This window comes from Actinoallomurus sp. NPDC050550 (assembly GCF_040655075.1).
GTDB lineage: Bacteria > Actinomycetota > Actinomycetes > Streptosporangiales > Streptosporangiaceae > Actinoallomurus.
On record NZ_JBFAJC010000007.1, the window covers coordinates 94,986 to 121,488 of the forward strand.

Annotated in this window: 29 protein-coding genes and 1 pseudogene; 13 read left to right on the forward strand and 17 right to left on the reverse strand. The window is 72.4% G+C overall.

The window, feature by feature from the left end; translation table 11 throughout:
• Nucleotides 1-7: 7 nt before the first annotated feature.
• The 4 genes and pseudogenes from AB0I04_RS12390 to AB0I04_RS12405 form a co-directional block, all read left to right on the forward strand.
• Nucleotides 8-802 (forward strand): putative hydro-lyase, encoded by a 795-nt coding sequence (locus tag AB0I04_RS12390; RefSeq protein WP_360882642.1) that lies wholly within the window; start codon nucleotides 8-10, stop codon nucleotides 800-802.
• Complete coding sequence (locus AB0I04_RS12395; RefSeq protein ID WP_360882645.1) at nucleotides 799-1,542, forward strand: 5-oxoprolinase subunit PxpA; 744 nt, start codon at nucleotides 799-801, stop codon at nucleotides 1,540-1,542. The genes AB0I04_RS12390 and AB0I04_RS12395 overlap by 4 nt, the downstream gene beginning before the upstream one ends.
• A complete protein-coding gene (pxpB, locus tag AB0I04_RS12400; RefSeq protein WP_360882648.1) occupies nucleotides 1,539-2,189 on the forward strand; it encodes a 5-oxoprolinase subunit PxpB in 651 nt (216 codons plus the stop codon). The genes AB0I04_RS12395 and pxpB overlap by 4 nt, the downstream gene beginning before the upstream one ends.
• 123 nt (nucleotides 2,190-2,312) lie before the next feature.
• Nucleotides 2,313-3,143 (forward strand): annotated as a pseudogene (locus tag AB0I04_RS12405) (biotin-dependent carboxyltransferase family protein); the annotation flags it as partial.
• 21 nt (nucleotides 3,144-3,164) lie between these two features.
• Here the strand turns inward: AB0I04_RS12405 and AB0I04_RS12410 are convergent.
• Nucleotides 3,165-3,563 carry a tautomerase family protein gene (locus AB0I04_RS12410; RefSeq protein ID WP_360883182.1) on the reverse strand — a complete coding sequence of 133 codons (399 nt, stop codon included), beginning with the start codon at nucleotides 3,561-3,563 and terminating at the stop codon, nucleotides 3,165-3,167.
• A gap of 325 nt (nucleotides 3,564-3,888) precedes the next feature.
• Between AB0I04_RS12410 and AB0I04_RS12415 the strand changes: the two genes are divergently transcribed.
• From AB0I04_RS12415 to AB0I04_RS12425, 3 genes are read left to right on the forward strand one after another with little or no spacing between them, the layout of a single operon-like run.
• The gene (locus AB0I04_RS12415; protein WP_360882651.1) at nucleotides 3,889-4,788 is read left to right on the forward strand and encodes an ABC transporter ATP-binding protein; all 900 of its coding nucleotides are present in this window, start codon (nucleotides 3,889-3,891) and stop codon (nucleotides 4,786-4,788) included.
• A gap of 1 nt (nucleotide 4,789) precedes the next feature.
• Nucleotides 4,790-6,154: an FtsX-like permease family protein gene (locus tag AB0I04_RS12420; RefSeq protein WP_360882654.1), complete on the forward strand. Its 1,365-nt coding sequence runs from the start codon at nucleotides 4,790-4,792 to the stop codon at nucleotides 6,152-6,154.
• Nucleotides 6,147-7,400, forward strand: coding sequence for a sensor domain-containing protein (locus tag AB0I04_RS12425; protein ID WP_360882657.1), 1,254 nt, complete (start codon nucleotides 6,147-6,149; stop codon nucleotides 7,398-7,400). Before AB0I04_RS12420 ends, AB0I04_RS12425 begins: the two co-directional genes overlap by 8 nt.
• Before the next feature lie 116 nt (nucleotides 7,401-7,516).
• Here the strand turns inward: AB0I04_RS12425 and AB0I04_RS12430 are convergent, their stop codons facing one another.
• From AB0I04_RS12430 to AB0I04_RS12445, 4 genes are all read right to left on the reverse strand, one after another.
• Nucleotides 7,517-8,188 (reverse strand): response regulator transcription factor, encoded by a 672-nt coding sequence (locus AB0I04_RS12430; protein WP_360882660.1) that lies wholly within the window; start codon nucleotides 8,186-8,188, stop codon nucleotides 7,517-7,519.
• Between the two features lie 119 nt (nucleotides 8,189-8,307).
• Nucleotides 8,308-9,009 (reverse strand): TIGR03560 family F420-dependent LLM class oxidoreductase, encoded by a 702-nt coding sequence (locus tag AB0I04_RS12435; RefSeq protein ID WP_360882663.1) that lies wholly within the window; start codon nucleotides 9,007-9,009, stop codon nucleotides 8,308-8,310.
• Entirely contained in the window at nucleotides 8,940-9,179 is a 240-nt protein-coding gene (locus tag AB0I04_RS12440; protein WP_360882665.1) for a hypothetical protein, read from the reverse strand. The genes AB0I04_RS12435 and AB0I04_RS12440 overlap by 70 nt, the downstream gene beginning before the upstream one ends.
• Before the next feature lie 23 nt (nucleotides 9,180-9,202).
• Nucleotides 9,203-9,577 (reverse strand): nuclear transport factor 2 family protein, encoded by a 375-nt coding sequence (locus tag AB0I04_RS12445; protein WP_360882668.1) that lies wholly within the window; start codon nucleotides 9,575-9,577, stop codon nucleotides 9,203-9,205.
• A 101-nt stretch (nucleotides 9,578-9,678) separates the two neighbouring features.
• On the opposite strand from AB0I04_RS12445, the gene AB0I04_RS12450 reads away from it, so the two are divergent.
• Nucleotides 9,679-10,176: a MarR family winged helix-turn-helix transcriptional regulator gene (locus AB0I04_RS12450; protein WP_360882670.1), complete on the forward strand. Its 498-nt coding sequence runs from the start codon at nucleotides 9,679-9,681 to the stop codon at nucleotides 10,174-10,176.
• A gap of 140 nt (nucleotides 10,177-10,316) precedes the next feature.
• On the opposite strand, the gene AB0I04_RS12455 is transcribed toward AB0I04_RS12450, so the two are convergent.
• Nucleotides 10,317-10,694: a DUF2255 family protein gene (locus tag AB0I04_RS12455; RefSeq protein WP_360882673.1), complete on the reverse strand. Its 378-nt coding sequence runs from the start codon at nucleotides 10,692-10,694 to the stop codon at nucleotides 10,317-10,319.
• 25 nt (nucleotides 10,695-10,719) lie between these two features.
• A complete protein-coding gene (locus AB0I04_RS12460) occupies nucleotides 10,720-10,863 on the reverse strand; it encodes a hypothetical protein (RefSeq protein ID WP_360882675.1) in 144 nt (47 codons plus the stop codon).
• A gap of 164 nt (nucleotides 10,864-11,027) precedes the next feature.
• On the opposite strand from AB0I04_RS12460, the gene AB0I04_RS12465 reads away from it, so the two are divergent.
• On the forward strand, nucleotides 11,028-11,924 hold the full coding sequence (locus AB0I04_RS12465) for a helix-turn-helix transcriptional regulator (RefSeq protein WP_360882678.1): 897 nt from the start codon (nucleotides 11,028-11,030) through the stop codon (nucleotides 11,922-11,924).
• Between the two features lie 7 nt (nucleotides 11,925-11,931).
• Here AB0I04_RS12465 and AB0I04_RS12470 read toward each other — a convergent pair whose 3' ends face one another.
• Both AB0I04_RS12470 and AB0I04_RS12475 read right to left on the reverse strand, forming a co-directional pair.
• Nucleotides 11,932-12,909, reverse strand: a complete 978-nt coding sequence (locus AB0I04_RS12470) for an aldo/keto reductase (RefSeq protein WP_360882681.1) — start codon at nucleotides 12,907-12,909, stop codon at nucleotides 11,932-11,934.
• A gap of 72 nt (nucleotides 12,910-12,981) precedes the next feature.
• Nucleotides 12,982-13,959: an aldo/keto reductase gene (locus AB0I04_RS12475; RefSeq protein ID WP_360882684.1), complete on the reverse strand. Its 978-nt coding sequence runs from the start codon at nucleotides 13,957-13,959 to the stop codon at nucleotides 12,982-12,984.
• Nucleotides 13,960-14,086: 127 nt separating this feature from the next.
• On the opposite strand from AB0I04_RS12475, the gene AB0I04_RS12480 reads away from it, so the two are divergent.
• A complete protein-coding gene (locus AB0I04_RS12480; protein ID WP_360882687.1) occupies nucleotides 14,087-14,983 on the forward strand; it encodes a helix-turn-helix transcriptional regulator in 897 nt (298 codons plus the stop codon).
• A gap of 67 nt (nucleotides 14,984-15,050) precedes the next feature.
• On the opposite strand, the gene AB0I04_RS12485 is transcribed toward AB0I04_RS12480, so the two are convergent.
• The 5 genes from AB0I04_RS12485 to AB0I04_RS12505 form a co-directional block, all read right to left on the reverse strand.
• Nucleotides 15,051-16,787, reverse strand: a complete 1,737-nt coding sequence (locus AB0I04_RS12485) for an FtsX-like permease family protein (protein ID WP_360882689.1) — start codon at nucleotides 16,785-16,787, stop codon at nucleotides 15,051-15,053.
• Nucleotides 16,787-17,512: an ABC transporter ATP-binding protein gene (locus tag AB0I04_RS12490; RefSeq protein ID WP_360882692.1), complete on the reverse strand. Its 726-nt coding sequence runs from the start codon at nucleotides 17,510-17,512 to the stop codon at nucleotides 16,787-16,789. Before AB0I04_RS12490 ends, AB0I04_RS12485 begins: the two co-directional genes overlap by 1 nt.
• 2 nt (nucleotides 17,513-17,514) lie before the next feature.
• Nucleotides 17,515-18,021 carry a PadR family transcriptional regulator gene (locus tag AB0I04_RS12495; RefSeq protein WP_360882695.1) on the reverse strand — a complete coding sequence of 169 codons (507 nt, stop codon included), beginning with the start codon at nucleotides 18,019-18,021 and terminating at the stop codon, nucleotides 17,515-17,517.
• Between the two features lie 79 nt (nucleotides 18,022-18,100).
• The gene (locus tag AB0I04_RS12500) at nucleotides 18,101-19,177 is read right to left on the reverse strand and encodes a helix-turn-helix transcriptional regulator (RefSeq protein ID WP_360882698.1); all 1,077 of its coding nucleotides are present in this window, start codon (nucleotides 19,175-19,177) and stop codon (nucleotides 18,101-18,103) included.
• Between the two features lie 171 nt (nucleotides 19,178-19,348).
• Nucleotides 19,349-20,086, reverse strand: coding sequence for a hypothetical protein (locus tag AB0I04_RS12505; protein WP_360882701.1), 738 nt, complete (start codon nucleotides 20,084-20,086; stop codon nucleotides 19,349-19,351).
• A gap of 201 nt (nucleotides 20,087-20,287) precedes the next feature.
• On the opposite strand from AB0I04_RS12505, the gene AB0I04_RS12510 reads away from it, so the two are divergent.
• Both AB0I04_RS12510 and AB0I04_RS12515 read left to right on the forward strand, forming a co-directional pair.
• A complete protein-coding gene (locus AB0I04_RS12510) occupies nucleotides 20,288-22,159 on the forward strand; it encodes an N-6 DNA methylase (protein ID WP_360882704.1) in 1,872 nt (623 codons plus the stop codon).
• Between the two features lie 19 nt (nucleotides 22,160-22,178).
• The gene (locus AB0I04_RS12515; RefSeq protein WP_360882707.1) at nucleotides 22,179-23,681 is read left to right on the forward strand and encodes a serine/threonine-protein kinase; all 1,503 of its coding nucleotides are present in this window, start codon (nucleotides 22,179-22,181) and stop codon (nucleotides 23,679-23,681) included.
• 15 nt (nucleotides 23,682-23,696) lie between these two features.
• Here the strand turns inward: AB0I04_RS12515 and AB0I04_RS12520 are convergent, their stop codons facing one another.
• The gene (locus tag AB0I04_RS12520) at nucleotides 23,697-24,260 is read right to left on the reverse strand and encodes a hypothetical protein (protein WP_360882710.1); all 564 of its coding nucleotides are present in this window, start codon (nucleotides 24,258-24,260) and stop codon (nucleotides 23,697-23,699) included.
• Between the two features lie 205 nt (nucleotides 24,261-24,465).
• Here AB0I04_RS12520 and AB0I04_RS12525 point away from each other — a divergent pair, with 205 nt between their 5' ends.
• The gene (locus AB0I04_RS12525) at nucleotides 24,466-25,176 is read left to right on the forward strand and encodes a hypothetical protein (protein WP_360882713.1); all 711 of its coding nucleotides are present in this window, start codon (nucleotides 24,466-24,468) and stop codon (nucleotides 25,174-25,176) included.
• A gap of 72 nt (nucleotides 25,177-25,248) precedes the next feature.
• Here AB0I04_RS12525 and AB0I04_RS12530 read toward each other — a convergent pair whose 3' ends face one another.
• Both AB0I04_RS12530 and AB0I04_RS12535 read right to left on the reverse strand, forming a co-directional pair.
• Nucleotides 25,249-25,608, reverse strand: coding sequence for a hypothetical protein (locus tag AB0I04_RS12530; RefSeq protein ID WP_360882716.1), 360 nt, complete (start codon nucleotides 25,606-25,608; stop codon nucleotides 25,249-25,251).
• Nucleotides 25,609-25,730: 122 nt separating this feature from the next.
• The gene (locus AB0I04_RS12535; RefSeq protein WP_360882719.1) at nucleotides 25,731-26,405 is read right to left on the reverse strand and encodes a hypothetical protein; all 675 of its coding nucleotides are present in this window, start codon (nucleotides 26,403-26,405) and stop codon (nucleotides 25,731-25,733) included.
• Between the last annotated feature and the right edge of the window lie 98 nt (nucleotides 26,406-26,503).

Below are 26,503 nucleotides of genomic sequence, written 5' to 3' on the forward strand. Positions count from 1 at the left end.
ACCTGCCATGACGACCATGGACCAGCGTGGAATCCTCACCCCCTCCCAGGCTCGCGAGGTTTTCCGGACCGGTGAGACGCCGGTGACCACGAGTGGCTGGTGCCGCGGATACGTTCAGGCGAATCTCCTCGCCGTCCCCCGCGACCTGGCCTTCGACGCGCTGCTGTTCGCGGTGCGCAACCCGCAGGCCTGCCCGATCCTCGAGGTCACGGACCCCGGCGACCCGTACGCCCGCGAGATCGCCGCCGCGGACCTGCGCACCGACCTGCCCGCCTACCGGGTGTACCAGGACGGCGCCCTCGTCGCGGAGGTGCCCGACGCCACCGCGTACTGGCGGGACGACCTCGTCGCCTTCCTGATCGGCTGCAGCTTCACGTTCGAGGCGGCGCTCGCGGCGTCGGGCGTGCCCCTCCGCCACATCGAGCAGGGTCGGAACGTCCCCATGTACGTCACGTCCCGGCCGTGCCGGCCCGCGGGACGGCTGGCCGGCCCGCTCGTGGTGTCCATGCGCCCGATCCCCGCCGACCTGGTCGACGTCGCGATCGAGGTCACCGCCCGCTACCCCGCGATGCACGGCACCCCGGTGCACGTGGGCGACCCGGCAGAGATCGGAATCGCCTCGCTCGCCGTCCCGCAGTTCGGGGATCCGGTCGAACTCGAGCCGGGCGACGTACCGGCCTTCTGGGCGTGCGGCGTCACCCCGCAGGCGGTCGTGATGGCGAGCGCTCCCCCGTTCGCGATCACACACGCGCCGGGCCGGATGCTCATCACCGACCGGTCGGATGAGAGCGTGGCAGGATGATCGACCTCAACGCCGACCTGGGCGAGGGATTCGGGCCGTGGCGGCTCGGCGACGACCTGGCCCTCATGTCCGTCATCACCAGCGCGAACGTCGCGTGCGGCTTCCACGCCGGAGATCCGCTGATCCTCCGCCGTACGTGCGCGGCGGCCGTCGAGCGCGGCGTGGTGATCGGCGCCCAGGTGTCCTACCGGGACCTGGCCGGATTCGGCCGCCGGGAGATGGACGTCGCCGCCGAGGAGCTGACCGCCGAGGTGCTGTACCAGATCGCGGCGCTGGACGGCATCGCCCGCGCGGAGGGCGGCCGGGTGCGGTACGTCAAACCGCACGGCGCGCTCTACAACCGCATCGTGCGCGACCCGGTGCAGGCCGAGGCGGTGGCCGCCGCCGTCGCGGCGTACGACCCGACGCTGCCCGTGCTGACCCTTCCCGGCTCGGTCCTGCACGAGGTGAGCGACCTGACGATCGTCCACGAGTGCTTCGCCGACCGCGCCTACACCCCGGCCGGGACACTGGTCTCCCGGCGGGAGCCCGGCGCGGTGATCCACGACGCCGAGCGGGTGACGCGGCGGGCGCTGCGGATGGCCGTCGACGGCGTGGTCGAGGCCGTCGACGGCACCGAGGTACGCCTCGACGCCCGGTCGATCTGCGTGCACGGCGACACCCCGGGCGCGGTCGAGCTGGCCCGCTCCGTACGGGAGGCCCTGGAGAAGGCGGGCGTGACCGTGGAGTCGTTCGCTTGAACGCGGGGGACGCGATCGCGGAGGTCCGTCGCGCGGGGGATGCCGCGCTGCTGATCGAGACGGACGCGCCGCACCGGCTGCATGCCGCGGTGCGTGCGCTCGACCGGCCGGAGATCGTGGAGGTCGTCCCCGGCGAGCGGACGCTGCTGGTGACGGCGCGCCCCGGCACGGATCTGGGCCGTCTGGACGGGCTGCTGCGAGGCCTGCCCCTCCCCGAGGCGGCTGAGGCGGGCGGCGAGCCACTGCGGATTCCCGTCGTGTACGACGGGGAGGATTTGGAGGAGGTCGCCTCGCTCACCGGCCTGTCCCCGGAGGAGGTCGCCGGACGCCACGCCGCGGGCGACTACGTCGTCGCCTATCTCGGCTTCGCCCCCGGATTCGGTTACCTGACCGGGCTCGAGGAGACACTGCACGTCCCCCGGCGGGAGTCTCCGCGCACGGCCGTCCCGGCCGGCGCGGTGGCCATCGCCGGACCGTACACCGCCGTCTATCCCGCGCGCTCCCCCGGCGGCTGGCGGCTGCTCGGCCGTACGACGCTGCGCTTGTGGGATCCCGACCGCGACCCGCCGTCCCTCCTGCAGCCGGGCACCCGAGTCCGCTTCGAGATCGTCACCGACGATGCCGCCGCCGGAGGCGGTGCCTCATGAGCCGGCGGAGCACACGAATCGAGAGCACAGCCCGCCTGGCCTTTCCCCCGGCGACAGAGACCACATGAGCGAGCGGATCGTAAGCATGGCCCGCCGGGTCCCTCCCCCGGCGGAGGAGAGCACATGACCGAGGTGGTCGAGGTCGTCCGGCCGGGGCCGCTCGCGACGGTTCAGGATCTCGGCCGTCCCGGCCACGCCCACCTCGGGGTGCCGCACTCCGGCGCGGCGGATCCCGGCAGCCTTCGGCTGGCCAACCGGCTGGTCGGCAACGCCGAGGACGCTGCCGGGCTGGAGCTCACGTTCGGCGGCGCGGCTCTGCGGTTCCACGCGGCGGCCTGGATCGCGGTGACCGGCGCGCCGCTGCACGTACGGCCCGGGGGGATGAACGCGCCCTGCCATGTCCCGGCGGGAGGCGTCGTCGAATTCGGCACGCCGTCCGGCGGCGTCCGCACGTACGTCGCGGTGCGAGGCGGTCTCGACGTCCCGCCGGCGCTGGGCAGCCGGTCGACCGACCTGCTGTCGGGGCTCGGGCCCGCTCCGCTCGCCGTCGGCGACCGGCTCGCGGTCGGCCGTACCTCCGGGCCGATCACCGTGGACGTCGCCCCCGGCTACGAGCCGGAGGAGGAACCGGTGCTGCGGATCATCCCCGGACCGCGCGATGACTGGTTCGAGGGCCTCGAACCGCTCGTTCGCGGACCGTACGAGGTCAGCTCGCACAGCAACCGGATCGGGGTGCGGCTGGAGGGGCCGCCGCTCACCCGCCGGCAGGAGGGCGAACTGCCGAGCGAGGGAATGGTCACCGGCGCGCTGCAGGTGCCTCCGAACGGCCTGCCCATCGTCTTCCTCACCGACCACCCGACCACGGGCGGCTATCCGGTCGCGGCCGTCGTGACGAACGCCGACCTGGGCCGTGCCGGCCAGCTCCGCCCGGGGCAGCGCGTCCGGTTCCGCCTTGTCGCCCGCTCCTTATCCCAGTCACCGGGCAGGCGAATCGTCGGCGTACTGCGCCGCGCCGTAGCCGAACGACCAGTCGATCGGCGCGTTCTCGGTCACGGTGATGAAGACGTTCCGCGGCTCGGTGCCCGCGTACTCGTGGGCGAGTTGGGCGATCCGCCGGTACAGCGCCTTCTTCTGCGCGGGCGGGCGTCCCGAGCGCATGGTGATCGCGATGTAGACGACGCCGTCGTCCGGGTGCACACCGAGGTAATCGTCGTAGCGGAGTGTGCTGGTGGTCCCGTCGTGCCCGACCAGGACCTGGAACCTGTCGTCCGGCGGGGCGCCCATGGTCTCGACCCAGGCGTCGTGTACGGCGCGGCCGAGCGCGTCGAGCCGATCAACGGCGGTCCCCAGCGCGTCGATGCGAACCAATGGCATGTCAGCGGTCCTCACTTCTCAGATCGGCCAGGCCGTACATACTAGTAGGTACAATCGCTGGACGTAAAGAACCGACCGCAGGTGAGGGCGACCGAATCGGGGGCATGGGGCGCGGCCTAGGCGAGGCGTTACGGGGTCGCGCCGACCGTGTCGTCGGTGGCGCACTCGACGTCGTCGGCGTCGCCGAGGCAGGGAGCCCGGCGAAGCCGCCGCCGAAGCCCTTGGCGCCGACCGTGGCAGTCGATCTGGGGTGCGGTTTTCCGTACCCCTGATTCGGATGGAAGCACGATCGTGCCGGGGCCCGTACCGGCACCAGGCTTGGGACATGCCCTCGTCGAACAAGCACGGCCGTCAGGACGCACTCCTCCCGACGTACGACGGCCCCGGACCCGGCGCAACCGCCTCGCCGCACCGGCACGGCGGCCCGTCCCACGCCTCGCCGTACCGACCTCATGGCGCAGCCTCCTCCGTCGCCTCGTCCCCGGACGACACGGCCGACGACGGCGCGGCGGCGCGCGGCGAGGACCTGCACCGCCGCTACGGCAGGGGCGCGAACGCCGTCCACGCCCTCCGCGGCGTGACCGTCGCCTTCGCTCGGGGGACGTTCACGGCCGTGATGGGGCCGTCCGGCTCGGGCAAGACGACGTTGCTTCACTGCCTCGCGGGAATGGACCGGCCGTCCGCCGGCGCGGTCTGGTGGGGGCGGACGGAGGTGTCCCGGCTGCGGGAACGGCGCCTGGCGGAGCTGCGCCGCGAAGAGGTCGGTTTCGTGTTCCAATCGTTCAACCTGATGCCCGCGATGACGGTCGAGCAGAACGTGACGCTGCCGGGACGCCTCGCCGGGCGGCCGCCCGGGCGCGCGGACGTACGGGCGGCGCTGGAGCAGGTGGGGCTCGGCGGGCGCGAGCGGCACCGTCCAGGACAACTGTCCGGCGGCCAGCAGCAGCGGGTCGCCATCGCGCGGGCGCTGGTCTCCCGGCCACGGGTGCTGTTCGCCGACGAGCCGACGGGAGCGCTCGATCGGCACACCAGCGCGGAGATCCTGTCGCTGTTGCGGACCGGCGTCGACGAACGGGGGCAGACCTGCGTCATGGTGACGCACGACCCCGTCGCCGCGGGATACGCCGACCGCGTCCTCGTGCTGGCCGACGGCGTCATCGTCGACGACCTGGAACGCCCGTCGGTGGCGACCGTCTCCGACCGGCTGAGCCGGCTGGGAGGCTGATGTGCTGCGGCTCGCCTTCGGGCAGATCCGGACCCGGCCGGCGACGTTCGCCGGGCTCGCCACGGCCCTGTTCATGGCGGTGACCGCGATCACCCTGTTCGGGGCGCTGATCGCCGCGAGTGTCGTCTCTCCCCCGGCGCGCGCCGGCCAGCCCGGTCTCGTGCTCATCGGAGGCGCGTTCGGGGAGATCGCCATCCTGGTGGCCCTGTTCGTGGTGGCCAATACGCTCGGCTTCGCGGTCCGCCAGCAGCACCGCGAACTGGCGCTGCTGCGCACCGTGGCGGCCACTCCCCGGCAGGTCCGCGGGCTGGTACGCCGGCAGGTCCTGATCGTGGTGACCCTCGTCAGCCCGGTCGGCTGGGCGGCCGGGACACTCGGCGCCCATCGTCTCCTCGGTGCGCTGGTGCGACGGGACCTGGTGCCCGCGGGAAGCCGGATCCCGTTCACCCCGGTGCCGGCGGTGGCGGCCTCCGTGATCGCACTCCTTCTCGGAACGCTGTCCGCCATGGTCGCCGCCCGCCCGGTCTGCCGTGTCGCACCGGCAGTCGCGCTGGGAGAGAGCGTCGGCGGCGACCGCCGGGCCGGGCCGATCCGTACCCCGGTCGGCCTGCTCGCGCTCGCCGGCGGGGTCGCGTTCTGCCTCTTCGTCGCGCACCAGCCCCCGGACAAGGCCGGGCAGGGCGCGCTGCTGGCCACATTGGCCCTCATGGCGGCGGTCGCGCTCCTCGGGCCGCTGTTCACCGCGGCCGTCGTCACGGTCCTCGGTCTTCCCGTCCGGGCCATCGCGCCCCGGTCCGGCCGGCTCGCCGACGCGAACCTGCGCGGGTACGCCGCCCGGTTGTCGTCGGCGGTGGTCCCGCTGGCCCTGCTGACCGCGCTGGCGTGCGCGTTCCGGTTCATGGGCGATACGGTCGGCGATGCCTCCCGCCACCTCGCAGGAACGGAGATGGCCTCGGTGAACTCCGCCGGCGACACCTGGCTCCGCCAGGCCGAGTTGACCCTCATCGTCTGCTTCGGAGGCGTGTCCACGGTCAACACCCTGGCGGCGCTGACCGCCGCGCGGCGCCGCGAGTTCGCACTGCTGACCCTGATCGGCGCGACCCGCCGGCAGGTCACCTCCATGCTCTGCGCCGAGTGCCTGCTGATCACGGCGGTGGGGACGCTCACCGGCACGGCCGTCGCGGTGGCCACCGTGACCTCGTTCAGCGTGACCCTGCCAGGCTCCCCGCTCCCGTCGGTGAACCCGGTCGGGTACGGGTCGATCGCGGCGGGCGTGGCGGTACTGGCCGCGCTGGGCATCCTCCTCACCGGCCGGCGCGCGACCTCCGGGCCGGCCACGGAGACGGTCGCGGGGCAACGTGGTTGACCTCCCCGGGAACGGGGCCGCCGGGCCCGAACCGCCCGCCACGCCCGTACGGGCCGGCGAGGTCGTCTTCGCCGTCGCGGGGCTGCCGGTGGCCGTCGTGGGCGCCGTCTACGTCTTCGCCATGCTGTACGCGGGCACGCTGCTGGCGGTGACCCTGGTCGGGCTTCCGCTCGTCGCGGCCGGTCTGCGGGGCGCCGGGGTGCTCGGTGGGCTGCACCGCCGCGCCGTGACCCGGCTCCTCGGGGAGGACGTCCCGAGCCCGGAGCCGGCGCCGCGTTCGCCCGGCGTACTCGGCTGGATCCGCACCGGCCTCACCGACCCGGCGGGCTGGCGGGCCCTGCTGTACCTGGTGCTCCGTCTTCCGGCCGGGCTGGTGGCCTTCGTCGCCGTGGCCGTACTGCCGGTGGGCGCGCTCTGGCTGATCGGCTTTCCGCTCCTGGCCCTCACCTTCCCTCCACATGAGCGCCCGGACCCGTGGTGGGTGCCCCCGGCCGGGGTCTTCCTCGGAGTCGTCCTGCTGACGGCCGTCCCCGCCGCCGTCCGCGGAGCGAGCGCGCTGAACCGCCGGCTGGCCCGGCTCCTGCTCGGCCCCACGTCCGGGCAGCGGCGCCTGCGTGCGCTCGAACGGTCCCGGCACGCGCTGGCCGCCGAGAACACCGAGGCGCTGCGCTCGATCGAACGCGATCTGCACGACGGAACGCAGGCCGAGTTGGTCGCCATCGCCATGACCCTCTCGCTGGCCGACGACGCGCTCGGCGAGCACGCGGATCCGGTGGCGGGCCGGCTGGCCACGCTCCTCACCCGCGCGCGGACCCAGACCGACGACGCCATCGCGGGGCTGCGGCGGATCACCCGGGGAATCAATCCGGTCCCGCTGGACGCCGGGCTCGGCGCCGCCCTGCCGTCCCTCGCCGGTGGCTGCCCGATCCCGGTCGACCTGCGCCTTGACCTGCGAGAGCGGCCGGACCCGGCGATCGAGCGCGTGGTGTACTTCTGTGTCGCCGAACTGTTGACCAACGCCGCCAAGCACAGCGGCGCGGACACCGCCGTCGTGGAGGTCGTCGTCGCCCGCGAACGGGTCCGGCTCGTAGTGACCGACGACGGGCAGGGCGGCGCGTTCCCGGCCGCCGGGAGTGGACTGACCGGATTGGGCCGGCGGGTGGAGGCCGCGGGCGGGACCCTCCGGATCACCAGCCCCGACGGCGGTCCCACGACCGTCGTCGCCGACCTGCCGACCACGGTCTGATCAGACCCCGTCCTACCGTGGGCGCGGTCCACCCTGACCCTCCGCTCGGGGGGTATCCGGTGAATCTTGTTCGTAGCGAGCGCCGCGCAGCCGCGCGAAGATCCACCGGACGCCCCCTAGGGCGATCCGGTCTCCGTCAGGTAGGTGAGCACCGCCTTGACCCGGCGGTTGTCGGTCGCGGTGGGCGGCAGGTCGAACTTCAGGAAGATGGCGGCCGCGTGCTTCTCGACCGCCCGCTCCGTCACGACCAGGCGCTGGGCGATCGACCGGTTGGAATGCCCCTGCGCCATGAGGTCGAGCACCTCGCGCTCCCGCCGGGTGAGCGCGTCGATGCGGCTCCGCCGGGTGCCGCTCTCCAACAGCCCGGTGACGATCTCCGGGTCGAGCACCGTACCGCCCGTCGCCACCCGGTGCAGGGCGTCGACCAGCTCGGACGTCCGGGCCACCCGTTCCTTGAGCAGGTATCCGACTCCGGCGGCGCCGCCGGACAGCAGCCGCGCCGCCAGGACGGCCTCCACGTGCTGGGAGAAGACGAGGATGCCGACCTCCGGCCGGCTCTGCCGCAGTTCCAGGGCGGCGCGGATGCCCTCGTCGGTGTGCGACGGCGGCATCCGGATGTCCACGACGGCGACGTCGGGGCCGTGCTCGGCGACCGCCGCCAGCAGGCCGTCCGGTGTGCCGACCGCGGCGACGACCGAGCACCCTCGCGCCGACAACAGCTCCACCATGCCCTCGCGCAGGACGACCGAGTCTTCTGCCAGGACGACCCGCAGTGAACGTCGCGTCATGGCCGCCATCATGCCGCGTCTCCCAAGGGACTCCGACGGAGCGACCGAACGCCGACGGATCCCGCGATCATCGTCGCGAGATCGTCTACCCGGGCTCGCGGACCAGGTACGAGTGCGGTTCAGACGGTCCGTACGCGGTCGGCCGCCTGGGCCAGGCGCGCCACGGCGTCCTGGGTCCAGGGACCGTTGGTGATCACGACGACGTGGTCGAGTCCGAGCTCGGCGAAGGCCTCGCAGCGTTCGGCGAACCCGTCGGCGGACTCGGTCTCTCCCAAGCGGGTGCTGACCGTCTTCTCGATCTCGCCGTAGGGCCTGCCGGCGTCCTCGCAGTGCTGCGCAAGGACGCGCAGTTTGTGGCGGATGGTACGCCCGCCGTCGGGAATGTCGAACAGGTTGCAAGCGTCGGCGTGAAGAGCGACCAGCCGCAGGGTCTTCTGCTCGCCCATGCCGCCGATCAGGATCGGCGGGTGCGGGCGCCGCAGCGGCTGCGGGCTGTTGACCGGGCCGCCCAGCCGGAAGTGACGGCCTTCGAAGGGGCTGGTGTCGTTCGCCCACATGCGAGTGGCGATCCGCAGCGTCTCCTCCAGCCGTTCGAACCGTTCGGGCAGCGGCGGCAGCGGCAGTCCCATCGCGTCGGCCTCGCCTTGGTGGTAGCCCGTGCCGATGCCCAGCCAGGCCCGGCCGCCCGACAGCACGTCCAGTGTCGTGACGGCCTTGACCAGCAACGCGGGCGGCCGGAAGGTCGCGGCGGTCACCATGGTGCCGAGCCGGACGCGGCGGGTGTGCGCGGCCAGGAAGCCCAGCGTGGTGTAGGCCTCCACATCGCGGCGTCCCAGGTGCTGGTCGGGTCGGCTTGGAGCAGGTGATCGTTCACCCAGACGGTGTCCAGGCCGGCCTGGTCGGCCAGCCGGACGATCCGCTCGAGCTCGGCGCCCACGCGTTCCGGGCCACCCGGCCACGAATAGCGGGTGATGTTGATGCTGACGCGCATGGTCCGTCCTTGCCGTGTCGCCGTCACGGACCGGCGATCGGGCTCATGTGCAGGCCGGCCAGCAGCCATCGGCCGTCTCGCAGGACGGCGATGTGGGTGACCCGGAAGCGACCATCGGCCGGATGCCCTTGGTATTCGGCCTTCTGGGTGTGCCGGCCGACGGCCACGGCAGCGGTGCCGTAGTCGCGGATCTCCACCTCGTCCCAGATCAGGGTGTGGGTGGTGAGCGAGCCGGTGCGGTAACGGTCCAGCCATTCGGGCTTGTGCAGCACGAACCCGGCGGGCCCGACGAGGGTGAAGTCGTCGGTGGTCAACTCTTCCAACGCGGCGACGTCGGCGTTCTGCTCCGCCTCGGCCCAGCGGCGGCCCAGTTCCAGAACCTGCTGCTGCGTACTCATGATCGATCCCTCCGGTCGGTAGGCTTTCGTAGACTATTAGATATCTAACGGTGAGATGTCAAACGGTTAGACTCGTGAGGAATCGAATAGGGTGTTCGGCTATGGCTGCCTCCTTCGGGCCCCCCATCGGGCTGGTTCTGTCCCAGACGGCCAAGACGGTCAGTCGGGTCTTCGACGACGCCCTGGCCGCGGCCGGCGGCTCATTGCCGATATGGCTGATCCTGCTCACGCTCAAGACCCAGCGGCCCGCCAACCAGCGCGAACTCGCGCGCGCCGTCGGAATCCAGGGCGCCACCCTGACCCACCACCTCAACGCGATGGAGGCCGACGGTCTCATCACCCGGCAGCGAGACCCCGCCAACCGTCGCATTCACCAGGTCGCCCTGACCGAGCGCGGCGAGCAGCTCTTCCGGAAACTGGCGGCCGCCGCGCAGTCCCACGATCAGCGCCTCCGCCAGGGCCTCCAGCCCGAGGAGATCGCCGCGCTACACCGCCTGCTCAACCGGCTCCAGCACAACGTCACCGCCGAGCCCCCCGACACCGGCCCACTCCAACCGGATGGCTCCCCGTTCTGCCCGCCCGAGACCGAAGGACGCTGACGGGTGCACGACGGCCGCCCGGCGGACCGGGGGCTCCTCCGGCGGGGTGCGCCGTACGGCCTCGTTCCGCCGAGGGTCGTCGTGGCTTCGGCCCCGAAGAACCTCGGCGATCACCCACTCAGTCGGCCTTGCGCCGGGGATCAGTGGCGCGGGTCGAGCCGGATCGTGGTGGAGTTCGCCTGGGGGCTCGTGATGGACTCGATGATGGACGCGGCGTAGCGGCCGTACTTGGTTCGGTAGGCCGCGTCGATCAGGTCGTCCAGGTCGTGGTCGGCCTCGACGAAGGTGACGTCCTTCTCCACTCCGCCGGCCCGGATCCGGCCCTCCTGGCGTGCGCGGGTGCCGCGGTACCAGGCGGAGGTCGGCCCGTTCACCGAGCGGACGTAGACGTCGTCGCCCAGCCGTACGGCCCAGATCGTGCGCCAGTCGCTCAGCATGCCGTCGCGCCGCAGGGACGCGATCCGCAGTTCCTCCGCCCTCTCGATCTTCGTGAGTTCGTCGCTCGTCCACGTGGTCATTGGGATGTCACCTTTCTCGTACAGGTCAGGGAGTCTGTTGCGGTGCGTGCCGCAGCAGCAGGCTGGTCGCCGCGGTCGCGAGCACGAGCAGCGCGGCCGTCAGCAGGCTGGTGCGCAGACCGGTGAAGAAGTGCCCCTGGTCGGCGACCAGGGCGCCGAAGGCGGCCACGGCGGTCGAATGGGCTCTTGGCCGTCATCCAGCCTGCTGGCCTGGCCCGCCGCGCGGCAGGCCGAGCCGTGCCGGGGAGCGCCGTTCGGGGGTGTGGCAGGGCCCCTCACGCTCCTCCCCAGGTCACAGGGCTGCCGTCACCGGCGGCCTGCCACACTGGGCGAATGGCACGTGAGCGGCTCGACGGCAGCAGCGGCACCGAACTGGGGCAGTTCCTGCGCGCCCACCGCATCCGGGTGACCCCCGCGCAGGCCGGCCTCACAGCGGGTCCCGGGCCGCGGCGCACGCCCGGGCTGCGCCGGGAGGAGCTGGCCACGCTCGCCGGGGTGAGCGTGGACTACTACTCCCGGCTGGAGCGCGGCAAGGAGGCCCACCCGAGTCCGTCGGTCGTCGACGCCCTGGCACGCGTGCTCCGGCTGGACGCGCCCGAGCACCGGCATCTGCGCGACCTGGCCGCGGGTGTCTCCCGCAACGGGTCCGAGCCGCCGGCGGCGCCCAGCCGGAGGGTGCGATCCGGGGTCAAGCTACTGATGGAGAGCCTGCGGCCCAACCCCGCACACGTGGTCAGCCGCACTACGGACGTGCTGGCCTGCAACCCGAGCGGGCTGCGGCTGTTCGCCGGGATGGAGAAGTGGCCGGCCGAGAACCGCAACGTCGTGCGCTACGTCTTCCTGAACCCCGACGCTCCCGCGCTGTTCGACGACTGGGACGAGCAGATCCGCGCCTGCGTCGGCCGCCTGCGCGCCCTCGCCGGCATCGAGCCGGACGCACCCGACCTCGCCGAACTCATCGACGAGATCCGGCGCAAGAGCCCGGAGTTCGCCCACCTGTGGGAGCGCTATGACGTACGGGTGCACACCAACGGCAGCAAGACCTTCCACCACCCGGAGGTCGGCGACCTCACCCTCGGCTACCAGTCCATGCAGCTGGAAGGCACCCCCGGCCACCGGCTGGTCGCCTACCACGCCGAGCCCGGCACCCCCGACTACGACAAGATGGTCCTCCTCGACCTGATCGCCTCGGAGCAGGGCTCGAACTCCGCTGCGAAGCGGGAGCGCTGACGCGCGGTCAGAAGTACGTGGGCTCGCGCGGGGTGTAGTGCTCCTCGAGCGAGCGGACCTCGTCGTCGGTGAGCCGGACGTCGAGCGCCGCGACGGCGTCGGCCAGGTGGTGCGGCTTGGTGGCGCCAACGATGGGCGCGCTGACGACGGGGTTCTTCAGCACCCAGGCCATGGCCACCGTCGCCATCGAGACGCCGCGCGCCTCGGCGATGCGCTGGACCGCGTCCACGGTCGCCTTGTCGCTGTCGAGGAAGAGCGGACGGCCCTGCTGGTCGGTGGTCGGGTTGCTCTGGGCGCGACTCGTGCTCTTCTCCCCCCAGGGCCGGGCGACCAGGCCCGCGGCCAGCGGGCTCCACGGCAGGCTGCCCACGCCCTGGTCCGCGAGAAGGCCGAACATCTCCCGCTCTTCCTCGCGCTGCACCAGGTTGTACTGGTCCTGCATGGAGACGAACTTCGTCCATCCGTTCGTCTCGGCGGCGTGCTGCATCGCGGCGAACCGCCACGCCCACATCGACGACGCACCGAGATAGCGGACCTTGCCGGCCTTCACGACGTCGTGCAGCGCCTCCATCGTCTCCTCCACCGGAGTCTCCGGGTCGAACCGGTGAATCTGGTAGAGGTCGATGTAGTCGGTGTCCAGCCGGCTCAGGGAGGCGTCGACCTGCTCCATGATCGCCTTGCGGGACAGCCCTGAGCCGCCGGGGCCATCGTGCAGCGGGAAGAAGACCTTGGTGGCCAGGACGATGTCGTCGCGGCGCGTGTACTTCTTCAGCGCACGACCGGTGATCTCCTCCGAGGTGCCCATCCCGTAGATGTTGGCGGTGTCCCAGAAGGTGATGCCGAGCTCGATGGCCTGCCGGAAGATCGGCTCGGCCTTCTCGTCGTCGAGCGCCCACGACGCTCTTTCGGAAGCGCCGAAGCTCATGCAGCCCAGCACGATCCGGCTGACCTTCAGCCCCGACGTGCCCAAACGGGTGTACTCCATCTTGAATCTCCTGATCACGAAATCCGTTGTGCGGCCGCTCTCGCCGCCGCGTGTTCCTACCCGCCCGGCGGGTCAGTAACGGCTGCCGGTCGGCGCGGGCAGTGCGTCGAGGTCGGCCAGGTCCGCCGCGCTCAACTCGGCATCGCCGGCTCCGGTGTTGTCCACCAGGTACTTCGGGGTCTTGGTCCCGGGGATCGGCACGACGTACCGGCCCTGGGCCACCACCCAGGCGAGCGCCACCTGTGCCGGGGTGACCCCGGCCCGCTCGGCGATCTCGCGCACCCGGCCGACGATGGCCAGGTTGGCGCGCAGCGCGTCCTGCTGGAAGCGTGGCAGCCGACGGCGGCGGTCGCCTTCGGGCAGGTCGTCGAATGAGGAGAACCGGCCGACGAGGAATCCTCGCCCCAGCGGGGAGAACGGCAGGAAGCCGATGCCCTGCTCCTCGCAGTACGGCAGGACCTCATCCTGCACGTCCCGGGTCCACAGAGAGAACTCCGACTGCACGGACGTCACCGGGTGCACGGCCTGAGCCCGTTTGATCTGCTCCGCGGTCACCTCGGACAGGCCGAGATACCGGGCCTTGCCCGCCGTCACGGCCTCCGCCATCGCCCCCCAGGTCTCCTCGATCGGCACCTGCGGGTCGACCCGGTGCAGCTGGTACAGGTCGACGTGGTCCGTGCCGAGACGGCGCAGGCTCTCGTCGATCGACCTGCGGACGTGCTCGGGGCGGCCGTCGTTGACGATGACCGGGGAGCCGTCGGGTCCACCGGTCGGGTCGCTCACGACCAGTCCGACCTTGGTGGCCAGCACCGCACGCTCACGGTGGCCGCCGGCCAGCGCCCGGCCGACCAGCTCCTCGTTGGTGTACGGGCCGTACACATCGGCCGTGTCGATCAGCGTCACGCCCAGATCGAGGGCCTGGTGGATCACCGAGATCGACGTCTTCTCGTCCCTGGGGGCCTTCATGTCGTACAAGAAGGTCATCCCCATGCAGCCCAGGCCGATGACGCCGACCTCCGGACCTGTGCTGCCGATCGTGGTGGTTCGCATGCCATCAAGCATTACGGCCGAGTTCGCCGCGTGACAGACCGCGCCGTGCCGGGGAGTGGTGTTCGGGGGTGTGACAGGGCCCCCCACGTGGCTGTCAGGCGGATGACGGCACCGCCAGACTGGAGACATGACGAGGCAGCAGAGCGGCAGTGCCGGCGGTACGGAGCTGGGGCGTTTCCTGCGCGCCCGCCGCACTCAGGTGACCCCCGCGGAAGTCGGCCTCACGGTCGGTCCCGGCCTGCGGCGTACCCCCGGCCTGCGCCGTGAGGAACTGGCCACCCTCGCCGGGGTGAGCATCGACTACTACACGCGTCTGGAACGCGGCAAGGAGACCCGCCCCAGCCCGCCGGTCGTCGACGCCCTCGCCCGTGCCCTCCGCCTGGACGACGCGGAACACGACCACCTGCGTGAACTCGCGCTGCGGGCCGCCCGCCAGATCCCGGAGCCGCCGACCGTGCCCAGCCGGACCGTACGGCCCGGCGTCAAGCTGCTGCTGGAGAGCCTGCGGCCCAACCCCGCGTACGTGGTCAGCCGCAGCACCGACCTGCTGGCGTACAGTCCCGCCGCGCTGCGGTTGTTCGCCGGGATGGAGGACTGGCCGGTCAAGCAGCGCAACATCGCGCGCTATGTCTTCCTCCACCCCGCGGCGCGCGACCTGTTCGACGACTGGGACAACCAGGTCCGCGGCTGTGTCGCCCGCCTGCGGGCCGTGGCGGGCACCGACCCCGACGCCCCCGACCTCGCCCAGCTCGTCGGCGAGCTACTGCTCAAGAGCCCCGAATTCGCGCGCCTGTGGGAACGCTATGAAGTGAAGGCGCGCCCGTACGGCCGTAAGACCTACCATCACCCGGAGGTCGGCGACCTCACCCTCGGCTACCAGTCCATGCAGCTGGAAGGCACCCCCGGCCAGCGCCTCAACGCCTACTACGCCGAACCCGGCACCCCCGACTACGACGCGATGGTCCTCCTCGACCTGGCCGGCTCCGAGCCCTCCTCCCGGCCTGCCGCGCGGCAGCGACCCTGACATCGAGGTACGGGCGGGTCCGTGCGCCGACCGGGGCGCCGAAACCCGGTGCCGACAGGGAGGACGCTCACTCGGCGCGCAGCACCTCGGCGACGGGGCGCCGGCCGGCCAAGCGGACCGGAAGGGCGGTGAGGAGCGCGACCGCCACGATGGTCCCCGGGATGACGGCGGGCAGCCACGCGTACGGGATCGCGCCGCCGCCCGACGCGCCGCCGGCCGCCCGGGCCGCGACATAGACCGCCAGGCCGAGGGGGATGCCGAAGGTCCCGGCCACGGCGGCGGGGAGCAGCTGCGCCGCCGACAGCCCGGCGGTCACCTGACCTGGGGTCGCGCCGAGGGCGCGGGCGAGCGCGGTCGGGCGGCGGGAGTCGAGCGACGTCGCCCACGCGATGAGGACCGCGTTGACCGCCGCGAGTGCCAGCAGCGCGACGGTGAGCGCGAGCACGACCTGGTTCACCTGCTCGGTCACCGGGTTGGGGACACCGGGCACGAACATGATCCCGGTCGTCCGGGCGTCCTTCCGGGCGATGTCGCCGTGCATGGCGATCGCCGCGACGACCATCGCGGCGGTGATCGCCAGACTGATCAGGGCGAGCACGGCGCGGCGCGGGCGGCGCACCGCGAGACGTAGGCCCAGCAGGAGCGGCACCGGGAGGCGGGCGGACAACGCGATCAGGCGAGCCGAACGCCGGGGCACCCGCGCCGAACCGGTCAGCGCCCGTACGGTGCTGGTCCGGGCGCCGCGGATCGCCGGGACCAGGGTCGCCGCGCCGGTCACCGCGAGGGCCACCACGACCACGATCGCCGCCGATCCGGGCGTCAGGTCCGGTCGGCCGGCGTCCAGCAGCCCGGCGCTCGGCCGGGCCAGCGCCGGGGCCGCCGCCCAGCCGGCGACGAGCCCCACGGCTGCCGCCGCGACGGCCACCAGCAGGTGCTCGGCGAGCAGGACGAACGCCACCAGAGGGGGCGTCGCGCCGACCGCCTTCAACAGCCCGACCCGGCGGGTCTGGTCCGCGAGACGCCCGCCGACCAGGACCGCCACGCACGCGACGGCCAGCAGGGCGAGCGCCCACGTGCCGGTCAGCAGGGCCTGGTTCACCAGGTGGAGTTCGGCGGTGGCGTACGCCCCCATGTCCTGCCAGGAGCGTACGTTCCGGTGCGCGGCGGCGAAGGCGGGCGCGGCCGCCGGGTCGGCGAGGCGGATCGGCATCACCTGGGAGGTCACCGGCCTGCCGAGCGACTTCAGGTCGGCCCGCGTCGTCCAGACCAGGCCGGGCGTGGAGGAGGGATAGGGCACCCGGGCGGCGGTGACGGCGATACCCGCGACGTGGAGCCCGCGACCGGCGATCGTGATCTCGTCGCCCGGCCGTACGTTCAGAGCGTGCGCGAAGGCGCGCTCGACGACGACGCCGCCGTGCCGGACCCAGCCGCCCGCACTGACCCGCGGCCGGTCGATCGGCCCGGTGGCGGTGTCGCGTCCCTGCACGATCGCCGCGACGCGGACGTTCCGGACGCGCAGGTCCTCGACCGAGACGCTGGGGTACGGGCCGGCCGTCCCGGTGACGCCCGGCGCGTGCGCGAGCGCGGCCAGGTCGGCGGACCGGGCCGCCGTGGCGACCGCGTCGGGACCGGCGGTCGCGACGCGCGTACGGTCCCAGGGCCGGTCGGCCGATCCTCCCACCGTCAGGCCGAGAGTGAGCGTGGTCGTGGTCGCCGCGAGGGCGATCAGCAGCAGGAGCGCCTCGGCGCGGCGGCGGCGCAGGTCGCGCAGCGCCAGGCGGATCACCACGGTGAGCGTGCTCATCAGCCCTCCAGTCCGGCGTACGCCCCGAGGTCGCCGCTCGTGCCGGCCAGGTTCGTCTGGCCGACGAGCGCGCCGTCGCGCATGGTGACCACGCGGTCCGCCGTCGCCGCGACACGGGACTCGTGCGTGACCAGCAGGAGGGTCTGCCCCTCGGCGCGCAGCGCGGCGAACAGCCGCAGCACCTCGGTGGTCGCCTCGCTGTCGAGGTTGCCGGTGGGCTCGTCGGCCAGCACGATGAGCGGCCGGCCGATCAGGGCGCGGGCGACCGCGACCCGCTGGCGTTGCCCGCCGGACAGCGCTGCGGGCAGGTGGCTCGCGCGGTCGGTCAGCCCGACCCGCTCCAGTAGCGCGGCGGCCCGCCGCCGAGCCTCGCGGGGACCGACGCCGGCGAGCAGGGCGGGCAGTTCGACGTTCTCCTGAGCGGTGAGCTCGTCGACGAGCTGGAATGCCTGGAAGACGAACCCGATCGCCTGTCGGCGGAGCCGGGCGAGCTCGGTCTCCGACATCCGGTCGATCCGCCGGTCCGCCAGGTGCACCTCACCGCCGGTGGGGCGTTCGAGCCCGCCGAGCAGGTACAGCAGCGTCGACTTGCCGCAGCCGCTCGATCCCACGATGGCGACGGTCTCCCCGGGCGTCACGTCGAGGTCGACGTGGTCGACCGCGCGGACCAGGCCCGTTCCCGTGCCGTACTCCTTACGCAGCCCGCGAGCCCGCAGTATTGCCATGGTCAGCCCCTTCGGTCCCAGTGCCGGGCGCAGGCGTCGAGCCAGCGCAGGTCGGCCTCCAGACGCAGCGTCACGCCTTCGATGAGCAGCGCCGCCGCCGAGCCGTCCGGCTCGTTCAGCGCGGCGCGCTGCACGTCGGCCAGGCGGCGCAGCAGCTCCCGGCGCTGGATCTCCACGAGGTCCAGCGGGTCGGCGAGCCGGGCCGCCGCCGCGGCGACGAGCTTCAGATGGAACTCACTCGGCTTGCCCCAGGTCAGGTCGGCGAGCCAGGCGTCGACGCGCTGTCGGCCCTCGGCCGTCAGCGCGTACACCTTCCGGTCCGGCCGGTGGACCTGGCCGACGTGCTCGGCGGTCACCAGCCCGGACTTCTCCAGCCGGGACAGGGTGACGTAGACCTGCCCGGCGTTGAGCGCGTCCCCCATCGGGCCGAGCGCGTCTTGCAGCCGAGCCCGCAGCTCGTAGCCGTGGGAGGGCTCCTTGGCCAGCAGTGCCAGCACGACTTCCTGCACGAGTGATCACCTCTAACGGTTAGCCATATAGATAACGGCTAGCCGTGGACGGCGTCAAACCGGGCCGGCCCGAAGCGCGTCAGTTGGTGATGGCGGCGAGGAGCTCGTCGTGGGAGCCGGCGCCGGTTTTGCGGTACACCGCCTTGAGGTGGTCGTTCACCGTGTAAACCGAAACACCGAGGCGGCGGGCGATGTGCTTGGCCGCCGACGCGTCGCGCAGATGGGTGATGACCTGACGTTCGCGCGGGGTGATCCCGTACCAGTCGCAGAAGTGCGGGAGCAGCCGCTCGCCGTCCGCGGACTGGATGATGACCGCCACGTCCCCGGTGGCGTCGCCGTCCAGCGGTTGCGCCTCGCACACCATCCACCGGCCGTAGCTGGCCGCCGGCCCGAAGGCCACCACGGGCTCCGCGCCGGCCCTGCGGGCGCGCATCGACAGACCGGACAGGAACGAGCGGAAGACCCAGTCGGGCGAGGTGTGGTCGCCGTCCATCCGGCCTTGCAGCGCGCGCGCCTGAGCGGTGGCCGATCGGATCGTGTGGTCCGGGCCGAGGATGACCACGCCGGGCGGCGGCGCGGGAATGACAGGGGTGAGCCGGCCGGCGGTGACATAGCCGCGCACCACTTTGGCCAGCGCCGGCACTGACCGCGCCGCCCGGGCGATGTCATCGCCGTCGAACGGCCTGCCTCCTTCGGTGCGCAGCAGCCCGAGGGTTCCCCATGTTCCCCGGGCGTCCCGCAGCAGCATCCGCAGCTCGCAACCCACCCCGTGGGCGTCGAAGAGGCGCCGTACCCGGCGGTCACCGGCCCCGATCACGCCCGCGGGGACCGCCAATCCGGCGAGGTCTTCGGGTTGGTACGGGTGGACGCCCGCGTGGTAGTCGCGCAGTAACGCCCGGCCGAGGTCGGCCTCCACGGCGTGCCAGAAACTGAACGACTCGGGCCCGAACCCTGCCGCCGGACACGTGGCCGCCAGGTACAACGCGTCGTGCGCCACGGCCTTCAACGCCCGGGAGACCGCCTCCCCCAGCTCGTCGCTGGCGGCACCCTGCCTCGTCGCCGCGTACAGCTCGCGCGCCATCCGGTCCGGATCCGCCAGACTCATCGTGGCCCCACTGTCGTCAGAAGTGAACACCACGACGATGCGGCAGATCATTAACACTCCGCATCCGGGTAATCACGGATAATCGACCTCGAGACGCACGGCCGGGACGGCTCGGGCTCGCGCAGCGCGACGCGGGCCCTCCGGTCGGTGTCCGCCGGGAGCTGTTCGCGTGCCGCCGGCGAGCCGCCGCAGCGCGAGGCGGGCCCTCCGAAGCCGGCCGGGTCAGCTCGCGGTGTTGATCTTCTTGGCCACGCGCTCGGTCAGGGTGACCGCCGGGGCTCCCTTGTCGGCGTGGCTGGAGCTGTAGAGGGTGGTGACGACCGCGTTCCCGACCCTGACGGCGGCCAGCGTCGTGCCGCCGTCCCACGCGGACGACGTCACGACGGCCTTGACTCCCTCATCGCCCGCGCCGCGCAGCTTGGCGCTCGTCACCTTGACCTTGGCCGCCGAGCCGCTCGACGTGTCGGTGAACGTCGCGCAGTGGGCGAAGACCTTCCGCAGTTTCGCCATCACCTGGCGCGCGTCGTCGCCGTGGTAGGTGTCGATCTCCTGCGCGACCTCCTCGGTCTTGCCGGCGTTGGCGTAGTCGTCCTGCGCGAACGCGGCCTCGCCGATCCCGGTGACGCGGATCCAGGACGTCTGGCCGAGCGCGCCGCAGACCTTCTTCGCCGGTACGGGGGCGCTGGTGCGGGGCGCGATGCCGTCGCCGCTGTCCCGCGTGCCGTCCGCTTCGATCCGGAAGCCCTTCGGCAGGGCGCTCGCGGGGAGCAGGAACGCCTTGAGGGCGGAGCCCTTCAGGACCTCCGGCGAGGCGGAGGCGGCCGGCGCCTTGGAACCCGTGGCCGAGTCGTGCGTCGCGCCACCACCGCTGCCGCCGCAGCCGCCGACGGCGAGAACGGCGGCACCGGCCGCGGCGAGGATCGCACCGGTCCGGATCCGGCGGGCAGGGGGGATCTTCATCTCCGGTCTCCAAGGCTGAAGTAGTTGATCATGCTCACCGGATACTCGCTGGTTCCGGCGCTCGCCAAGAAAAGCACATGTGAATCCAATTAACAACTGTGACGGCTGTGGTCGACTGTGCGATCACTTGGCTGTAACGTGGCGACGCAACAGCCGGGGCGCCGGGTCGCGTTCAGGGACCGTGAAGGGGAACGACGGACCGTGCAGGACGACGCAACTGTGAGCGCGGCGGACATCGCCCGGCTGGCCGGGGTCGGACGGGCGGCCGTGAGCAACTGGCGCCGTCGGCACCTGGACTTCCCGCAGCCGGTGGGAGGCACCCCCACCAGCCCCGTCTTCGCGCTCGCCGAGATCGAGGCATGGCTCCGCGACCAGCGCAAACTCCAGGAGCTCCCGCTGGAGGAGCGCGTCTGGCAAGCGCTACGGGCCGAGGCCCGCGACGATCTGCGGGTCGCCGAAGTGCTGGCGGACGCCGGAGAGCTCCTCCTCGAACACCACGCGACCGGGGCGCTGCGGCTCGGCCGCCCGGCCGGGCCGCTGACCGCCGAGACGGCCAAGGCGGTCGCCGAACTCGCCGACGCCCGGGGCGCGGTCGAGGCCTTCGAGTTCCTCTTCACCCGCTTCCGGGAGACGCAGACCCGCCGCGCCTCCACCACTCTGCCCGAGGCACCCGGCCTGATGGCCGCGCTCGCCGGGGACGCCCGTACGATCCTCGACCCTGCCTGCGGCACCGGCGACCTCCTCCTCGCCGCGTTCGGCGACGGGCACCGCTTGCTGGGTCAGGACGCCGACCGGGACGTCGCCCGGCTGGCCACCGTCCGGCTCACCCTGCTCGGCGGCGAGGCGACCGTCCTGGACGGCGACTCGCTGCGCCGCGACGCCTTCCCCGGAGCCTTGGCCGACGTGGTCCTCTGCGATCCCCCGTTCCACGAGCGCGCGTGGGGGCACGAGGAGCTCACCACGGACCCGCGCTGGGAGTACGGCCTGCCGCCGCGCCTGGAGCCGGAGCTGGCGTGGGTACAGCACGCGCTCGCCCACCTCGAGCCGGGCGGGCGGGCGGTCGTCCTGATGCCCGCCGTCGCGGCCGGCCGCCGATCGGGCCGCCGGATCCGCGCACAGCTGCTCCGCAAGGGCGCGCTCCGCGCCGTGGCGGGGCTGTCCGCGACCCATCACCTGTGGATCCTGCGCCGCCCCGAGGGCACCCCGCCGTCGACCGTCCTCATGATCGACAGTGCCGACCCGGACACGGTCGTCACCACCTGGCGGCGGCACGCGGACGACCCCGACCACGACACGGCGGGCGTCAGCAGGGCCGTCCCCGTGATCGACCTGCTCGACGAGGAGGTCGACCTGACGCCGTCCCGTCACGTGTCCGCCGCCCGGTCCGAGCGCATCGCCGAACGCTTCACCGAGACCCACGACCGGCTGGCCGCAACGCTAGAGAAGGCCGGTGGCCTCGTTCCGGCCCTGGCCCCGGCGACGGGCCACCCGGAGGGCCGGTCCGTTCCACTGTCCGAACTCGCCCGGATGGGCCACCTCACGATCCACCACGCGCCGATGCGCGGGGACACCGAGGACGGCGGCGACGGCGACCCGCCCCTGCTCACCGCCGAAGACGTCATCGAGGGCCGCGCCCCGACGGGCAGCGTCCCCCGCGACGACGCCCGCTGGATCCCCATCGAGGCCGGCGACGTCGTGGTGGCCGTGGTCGCCCGGCATTTCGCGGTCCGCGTCGCCGATGGCGACGGTCCCCTGCTCGGCCCGCAACTGTGCCTGATCCGCGTCGATCCCCGGCACCTCGACCCGTTCTTCGTCGCCGGGGTCCTGCGCAGCTCGGCCAATGCCCGCGCGACGATCGTCCAGTCGACCGGGACGATCGGCCGGGCCGACATCCGGCGCGCCCAAGTGCCGCGCCTGTCACTGGAGGACCAGCACCGGTACGGCGCCGCGTTCCGCCGGATGACGGAGTTCGAATCGGCCCTGCGGAACACCGTCGCCATGGGCACCGAACTCGCGCAACTCCTGGCCGACGGGGTCGCCGAGGGCACGCTCGCGCCTCCCGAGTCCTCGTAGCGTTCGGGGTCCAATGGTCATGGCATGGAACGTGAGGCAGCACTCGGTGCTGGCCGGTCGCTACGAGTTGCTGAGCCCGCTCGGCCGCGGCGGCATGGGCCAGGTCTGGGAGGGCGAGGACCGGCAGCTGGAACGGCGCGTCGCGGTCAAGCTCCTGACCGAGGACACCCTCGCCGGCCACACCCGCCCGGACGAACTCGCCCGCCGGTTCGCCCGCGAGGCGGCCGTCACGGCCGGACTCCGGCATCCCGGAGTTCCCGCCGTGTACGACGCCGGCACGTACGAGGGCGGGCTGTTCCTCGTCCTGGAGCTCGTCGAGGGCCGCACCCTCGGCGACCTGATGGCCGAGGAGGGCCCACTGCCGCTGCCCTGGGCGGCCGGGATCGGCGCGCAGGTCGCGGCGGTGCTCGCCGCCGCGCACGAGCGCGGCCTCGTCCACCGCGACGTCAAACCGCAGAACGTCATGGTCACCGGCGACGGCGCCGTCAAGGTGCTCGACTTCGGCGTCGCCGCCCTGATCGACCAGACGGCGCTCTCCCGGCTCACCCGTACCGGCCAGCCGATCGGCACCCCCGCGTACATGGCGCCCGAGCAGCTGCGCGGCCTGCCGACCGGCCCGCACACCGACCTGTACGCGCTCGGGTGCGTGCTGCACGAGATGCTCGCCGGCGAACCCGTCTTCGACGGCGCCTCACCCGCCGAGCTCATGCAGCGCCAGCTCGAACAGGCCCCCGCCCCACTGCCCCGCGACGACGTGCCCGCCACGCTGGAGACACTGGTCCGGCAACTCCTGGAGAAGGACCCGGCACGCCGCCCCACGACCGCCCGGGAGACGTACGACCGCCTTCTCCCGCACGTCGTCCCGCCGGGCCCGCTCGGCGAGATCGGTATCGTGCAAGACAGCGGCCCGCACCTCTATGCCCGCGTGCTCGTGCGCCTGTCCGGTACGGCTGCCCCGCAGCCCGCTCCCGACGCAGCGGCACCGGCCGACCGGCTCGGCGGCACAGGCCGGGCAGAGACCCGGCAGGCGCGGCACGGAGCGGCAGGCGATCCTCACCCGCACGCTTCCGCAACCGGCGCTCGCGGCACGGGCGGGCATCGGCCGGCGGCCGTCCCCGACCGATCCGCCATGGACGCCGGAACCGTTCCGGGGCGCGGCGGCGCCGCACCTGTCGGGCACCGTCCGCCGGAGCCGTACGGGATCGGGTGGAAGGTGCACCACAGCCTCTGGATGGCGCCGACGCTGGCCTTCGGCGCGGGCACCTGGCTGTCATTCGGCTACATCGCGCTCCGGCACCGGCGGCCTGCGTGGCTCGTCGCCGCGGCGGTCTATCTCGTACTGGCGGTCGTCGCCTTCGTCCTGATCGGCAGCGGCCCCGAGAACGACACCGACACCGTCCAGACGACGGTGGGCATGGTGCTGGCCCTGCTCCTGTGGCCGGCCGGAATCCTCCACGCCCTGTGGGTCAACACGACGACACGCTTGCGCCTGCTGGAGCGCCGCGCCTCCGACCCGAGGTGATCTCCCGATCAGCCACTACTTGATGGGCTTCAAGCTCAGGTGGGTGACCCAAGCCTCGCAGTGGCCGCCGGTGCCCTTGTCGAAATCGACCCAGAAGACGTTGGCGAGAGCACCGAGGTTACCGACGCCCAGGTAGGCGTACTGAATCCACGGAGCCTTGTGCCAGTGGTTGTCCTCTTTGGCGTTCCAGCCGGTGTAGCCGGCGCCGCCGCTGTACCGCCAGGTGCCCGTGGCCTGCTTGACGGCCTCGATGTCCATCACGCGGGTGTTGGCGTGGTTGCCGCTGGTCTTCTGGATGGCATAACCCCACTCGACGATCGGAACGACCGGCTTCTTCTTGGTCGGCTTGGCGGTGGTCTTCACGTAGCCCTTGAACCAGCGGCCCTTGGCCTTGCAGCTCGCGTAGGCGATGTACTTGCCCTTGGGCAGCCCCGTGACCTGGGTGGTCACATAGCGCGTGTCCCGGCTGGTGCCGGCGGACGCGGCCGAGGCGGGCATGGCGAGAGACGCGGCGACGGCGGTCGCGGCCACGGTGGCCAGCGACAGCGTCCTGATCCGAGCGACGGTCGAGGTGGGCATGCTCTTACCTCCGATGATCGGGGGTGGTGGAGGAACCGAGCAAGATCATTAGCTATGCCCCCGCCCCCTCGGAACCCAAGATCAACAAGGTTCACCGCCCGGCCGTACGCCGGCCACCGGCCGGTCACCGCGAGCTCGCGGAGCTTGAGGGCCCTGTGCAAGGAGGTGTTCGATGATAACGATCCGTGCGGTTGAAAGGTGAGTGATGTCGTTCAAGGCCGAGCAGATCGCGAGGCTTGCCGAGTCCGGGTGGTCCCGCTGTGAATCCGTGGCCGAAGCGGTCGCGCGGGCCGGACTCCCGGCGGTCACGCCCGCCTACCTGGCGACGGCGTTCTCCGACGACCTGTGGGAGGCCGCCGAGAGTACGGTGCTCGCGCTCCGCGACCACTTCGCCTCGGCCCGCTTCGCGGATGAGACGACGTACGGCGTCCTGCTGGTGCCCGACCCCGGCAGGCTGGACACCCGGCGTCCGATGGCCGCGGCCGTCCGGGCGGACCAGCTCGGCGCACCCACGGACGACGTGTTCGACGAGCGGCTTCCCGCCGGTGTCCCCGGCATCCCGTCCGGCGGGCCGTGGACCATGGTCGCCACGGTGACCGGCGTGTACGGCCCGTCGCTGGGCAGCCACGACCAGGTCACGGCCGCGCCGCCGGCGTCGTTCACCGTCGCCGGCACCGACACCAGGGCGTTGATGATCCGCCAGCTCTGGGGTGCCCGCGTCTTGCAGGGCGGCCGCCACCTGCCCGACTGCGAATCGAACCCGAGGTGGACGTTCACCCTGTTCCCCGGCGAGGGCCTCACCGATGGTCAGGCCGAGTCCGGCACGGTGCTCAAGGGCAAGGTGCGTTTCCGGCTCGGCAAGTCCGACCGCGGCATCGGATCGGCACGCGTGGCGCCCGCCATCGCCGTCACCTAGTGCCGGGTCCCGGCGAAGCCGAATCCGGATGCGCGTCCGGGCCTGCCGTCGTACGGTCCCGAAAAGGGGCACTCAGACCGGGATGAACAGCGCCTCGTACGGTGGTTCGCCGACACCGGTCGTGACGTGCCCCGTTCCCGTGGTGTCGGCGGCGAGCACCAGGTCGCCGGGGCCAAAGCGACGCCGGCTGCCGTCGCTGACCGTTACCTCGATCGTTCCGCGCAGCATCACCACCCACTGCTCACGCGGTGCCGGGTGCGCGGTGCTGTCGAACGCGGCGCTGCGCAGGAACTGCACGCCACCGTTCGACGGCACTCCGCCGACCGACATGGCCGGCACTCCGTCGGTGACGTGCCGGCGTTCGAGCGCGATCTCTCCGTCCTCGAACGCCGACCCGCCATCCTCAGTACGGACAATCTTCGTGAAGCGCATCAATTCGCTGCTATGAACCGGTTGCTCGACATCGACTGATCAGTCATGCGCAGCAGTGTGCAGCCCGGCCTCCGGCACCGCGATTCCCTGCAGGGAATCGCGCCGTGGTGTTCCCGGACGTCTCACCCGGTCGGTGCCGTCCCTGTGGACGGCAGTCGCAGCCCTGAGGGGGGCGCCGTCAGGACCGCTTCATCGAACAACGGCGGCGCACCCCATGACCCGACGTCGTGAAGATCGACCTCGCCACCGTTGAACTTCACCAAGCTGAAGACGACCTCGCCGCCAATGAACTCCGCATCACTGAAGGTGATCTGGCCGCCGGTGAACTTGGCATCGCCGAAGACAACCCTGCTCCCGGTGAACCCCGCGAAATTGAAAGCGACCTTGCCGTTGGCGAATCTCGCATTGCTGAAGGTGACCCTGCCGCCGGCGAACTCCCTCACCCGGTCATCGTCGGCGCGTAGCTGCTCGTGAAGCATGCGCTGCTGTTCGCGCACCTCAGCGACCTCGGCCAGGCGCTGCTTGCGGTAATTCATCACCAGCGCGGCCAACGCGCCCACTCCAGCCACCGTGCCCAGGACCAGCTTCAGCACGTCGAGCAGATCCCCGACCGACAGCGCCTTGTGCTGGGCCAGGTGCGGGAATCCCAGCACCGCCAGCCCCACCACGGTCACGGTCGCGAGCCCCACCCCCGCGCCGAGACCTGCGACCGTCAACGCCCGGCCGATCGGCCACAGGCCGGCTGCGGTCTCCCGCTCCCGCCGTGCCCGCAACTCCTCGCGTCCGTCCTCGCTCATGAAGGGACCGTACGAAGCGAACACGCGGCGCGATGAGTCATATACGCCAGACGTCCACATCCGGCCTGAGACCACACCGCAAGCAGTCCCTGCGGCCC

Excerpts from the sequence above, each read along its gene's own strand:
- AB0I04_RS12390 (WP_360882642.1), top strand. The coding sequence starts at position 8 with ATGACGACCATGGACCAGCGTGGAATCCTCACCCCCTCCCAGGCTCGC.
- AB0I04_RS12395 (WP_360882645.1), top strand. The coding sequence starts at position 799 with ATGATCGACCTCAACGCCGACCTGGGCGAGGGATTCGGGCCGTGGCGG.
- AB0I04_RS12410 (WP_360883182.1), bottom strand. The coding sequence starts at position 3,563 with ATGCCATTGGTTCGCATCGACGCGCTGGGGACCGCCGTTGATCGGCTC.
- AB0I04_RS12415 (WP_360882651.1), top strand. The coding sequence starts at position 3,889 with ATGCCCTCGTCGAACAAGCACGGCCGTCAGGACGCACTCCTCCCGACG.
- AB0I04_RS12430 (WP_360882660.1), bottom strand. The coding sequence starts at position 8,188 with ATGACGCGACGTTCACTGCGGGTCGTCCTGGCAGAAGACTCGGTCGTC.
- AB0I04_RS12440 (WP_360882665.1), bottom strand. The coding sequence starts at position 9,179 with ATGCGCGTCAGCATCAACATCACCCGCTATTCGTGGCCGGGTGGCCCG.
- AB0I04_RS12445 (WP_360882668.1), bottom strand. The coding sequence starts at position 9,577 with ATGAGTACGCAGCAGCAGGTTCTGGAACTGGGCCGCCGCTGGGCCGAG.
- AB0I04_RS12450 (WP_360882670.1), top strand. The coding sequence starts at position 9,679 with ATGGCTGCCTCCTTCGGGCCCCCCATCGGGCTGGTTCTGTCCCAGACG.
- AB0I04_RS12455 (WP_360882673.1), bottom strand. The coding sequence starts at position 10,694 with ATGACCACGTGGACGAGCGACGAACTCACGAAGATCGAGAGGGCGGAG.
- AB0I04_RS12465 (WP_360882678.1), top strand. The coding sequence starts at position 11,028 with ATGGCACGTGAGCGGCTCGACGGCAGCAGCGGCACCGAACTGGGGCAG.
- AB0I04_RS12470 (WP_360882681.1), bottom strand. The coding sequence starts at position 12,909 with ATGGAGTACACCCGTTTGGGCACGTCGGGGCTGAAGGTCAGCCGGATC.
- AB0I04_RS12475 (WP_360882684.1), bottom strand. The coding sequence starts at position 13,959 with ATGCGAACCACCACGATCGGCAGCACAGGTCCGGAGGTCGGCGTCATC.
- AB0I04_RS12480 (WP_360882687.1), top strand. The coding sequence starts at position 14,087 with ATGACGAGGCAGCAGAGCGGCAGTGCCGGCGGTACGGAGCTGGGGCGT.
- AB0I04_RS12485 (WP_360882689.1), bottom strand. The coding sequence starts at position 16,787 with ATGAGCACGCTCACCGTGGTGATCCGCCTGGCGCTGCGCGACCTGCGC.
- AB0I04_RS12490 (WP_360882692.1), bottom strand. The coding sequence starts at position 17,512 with ATGGCAATACTGCGGGCTCGCGGGCTGCGTAAGGAGTACGGCACGGGA.
- AB0I04_RS12500 (WP_360882698.1), bottom strand. The coding sequence starts at position 19,177 with ATGATCTGCCGCATCGTCGTGGTGTTCACTTCTGACGACAGTGGGGCC.
- AB0I04_RS12505 (WP_360882701.1), bottom strand. The coding sequence starts at position 20,086 with ATGAAGATCCCCCCTGCCCGCCGGATCCGGACCGGTGCGATCCTCGCC.
- AB0I04_RS12515 (WP_360882707.1), top strand. The coding sequence starts at position 22,179 with ATGGCATGGAACGTGAGGCAGCACTCGGTGCTGGCCGGTCGCTACGAG.
- AB0I04_RS12520 (WP_360882710.1), bottom strand. The coding sequence starts at position 24,260 with ATGCCCACCTCGACCGTCGCTCGGATCAGGACGCTGTCGCTGGCCACC.
- AB0I04_RS12525 (WP_360882713.1), top strand. The coding sequence starts at position 24,466 with ATGTCGTTCAAGGCCGAGCAGATCGCGAGGCTTGCCGAGTCCGGGTGG.
- AB0I04_RS12530 (WP_360882716.1), bottom strand. The coding sequence starts at position 25,608 with ATGCGCTTCACGAAGATTGTCCGTACTGAGGATGGCGGGTCGGCGTTC.
- AB0I04_RS12535 (WP_360882719.1), bottom strand. The coding sequence starts at position 26,405 with ATGAGCGAGGACGGACGCGAGGAGTTGCGGGCACGGCGGGAGCGGGAG.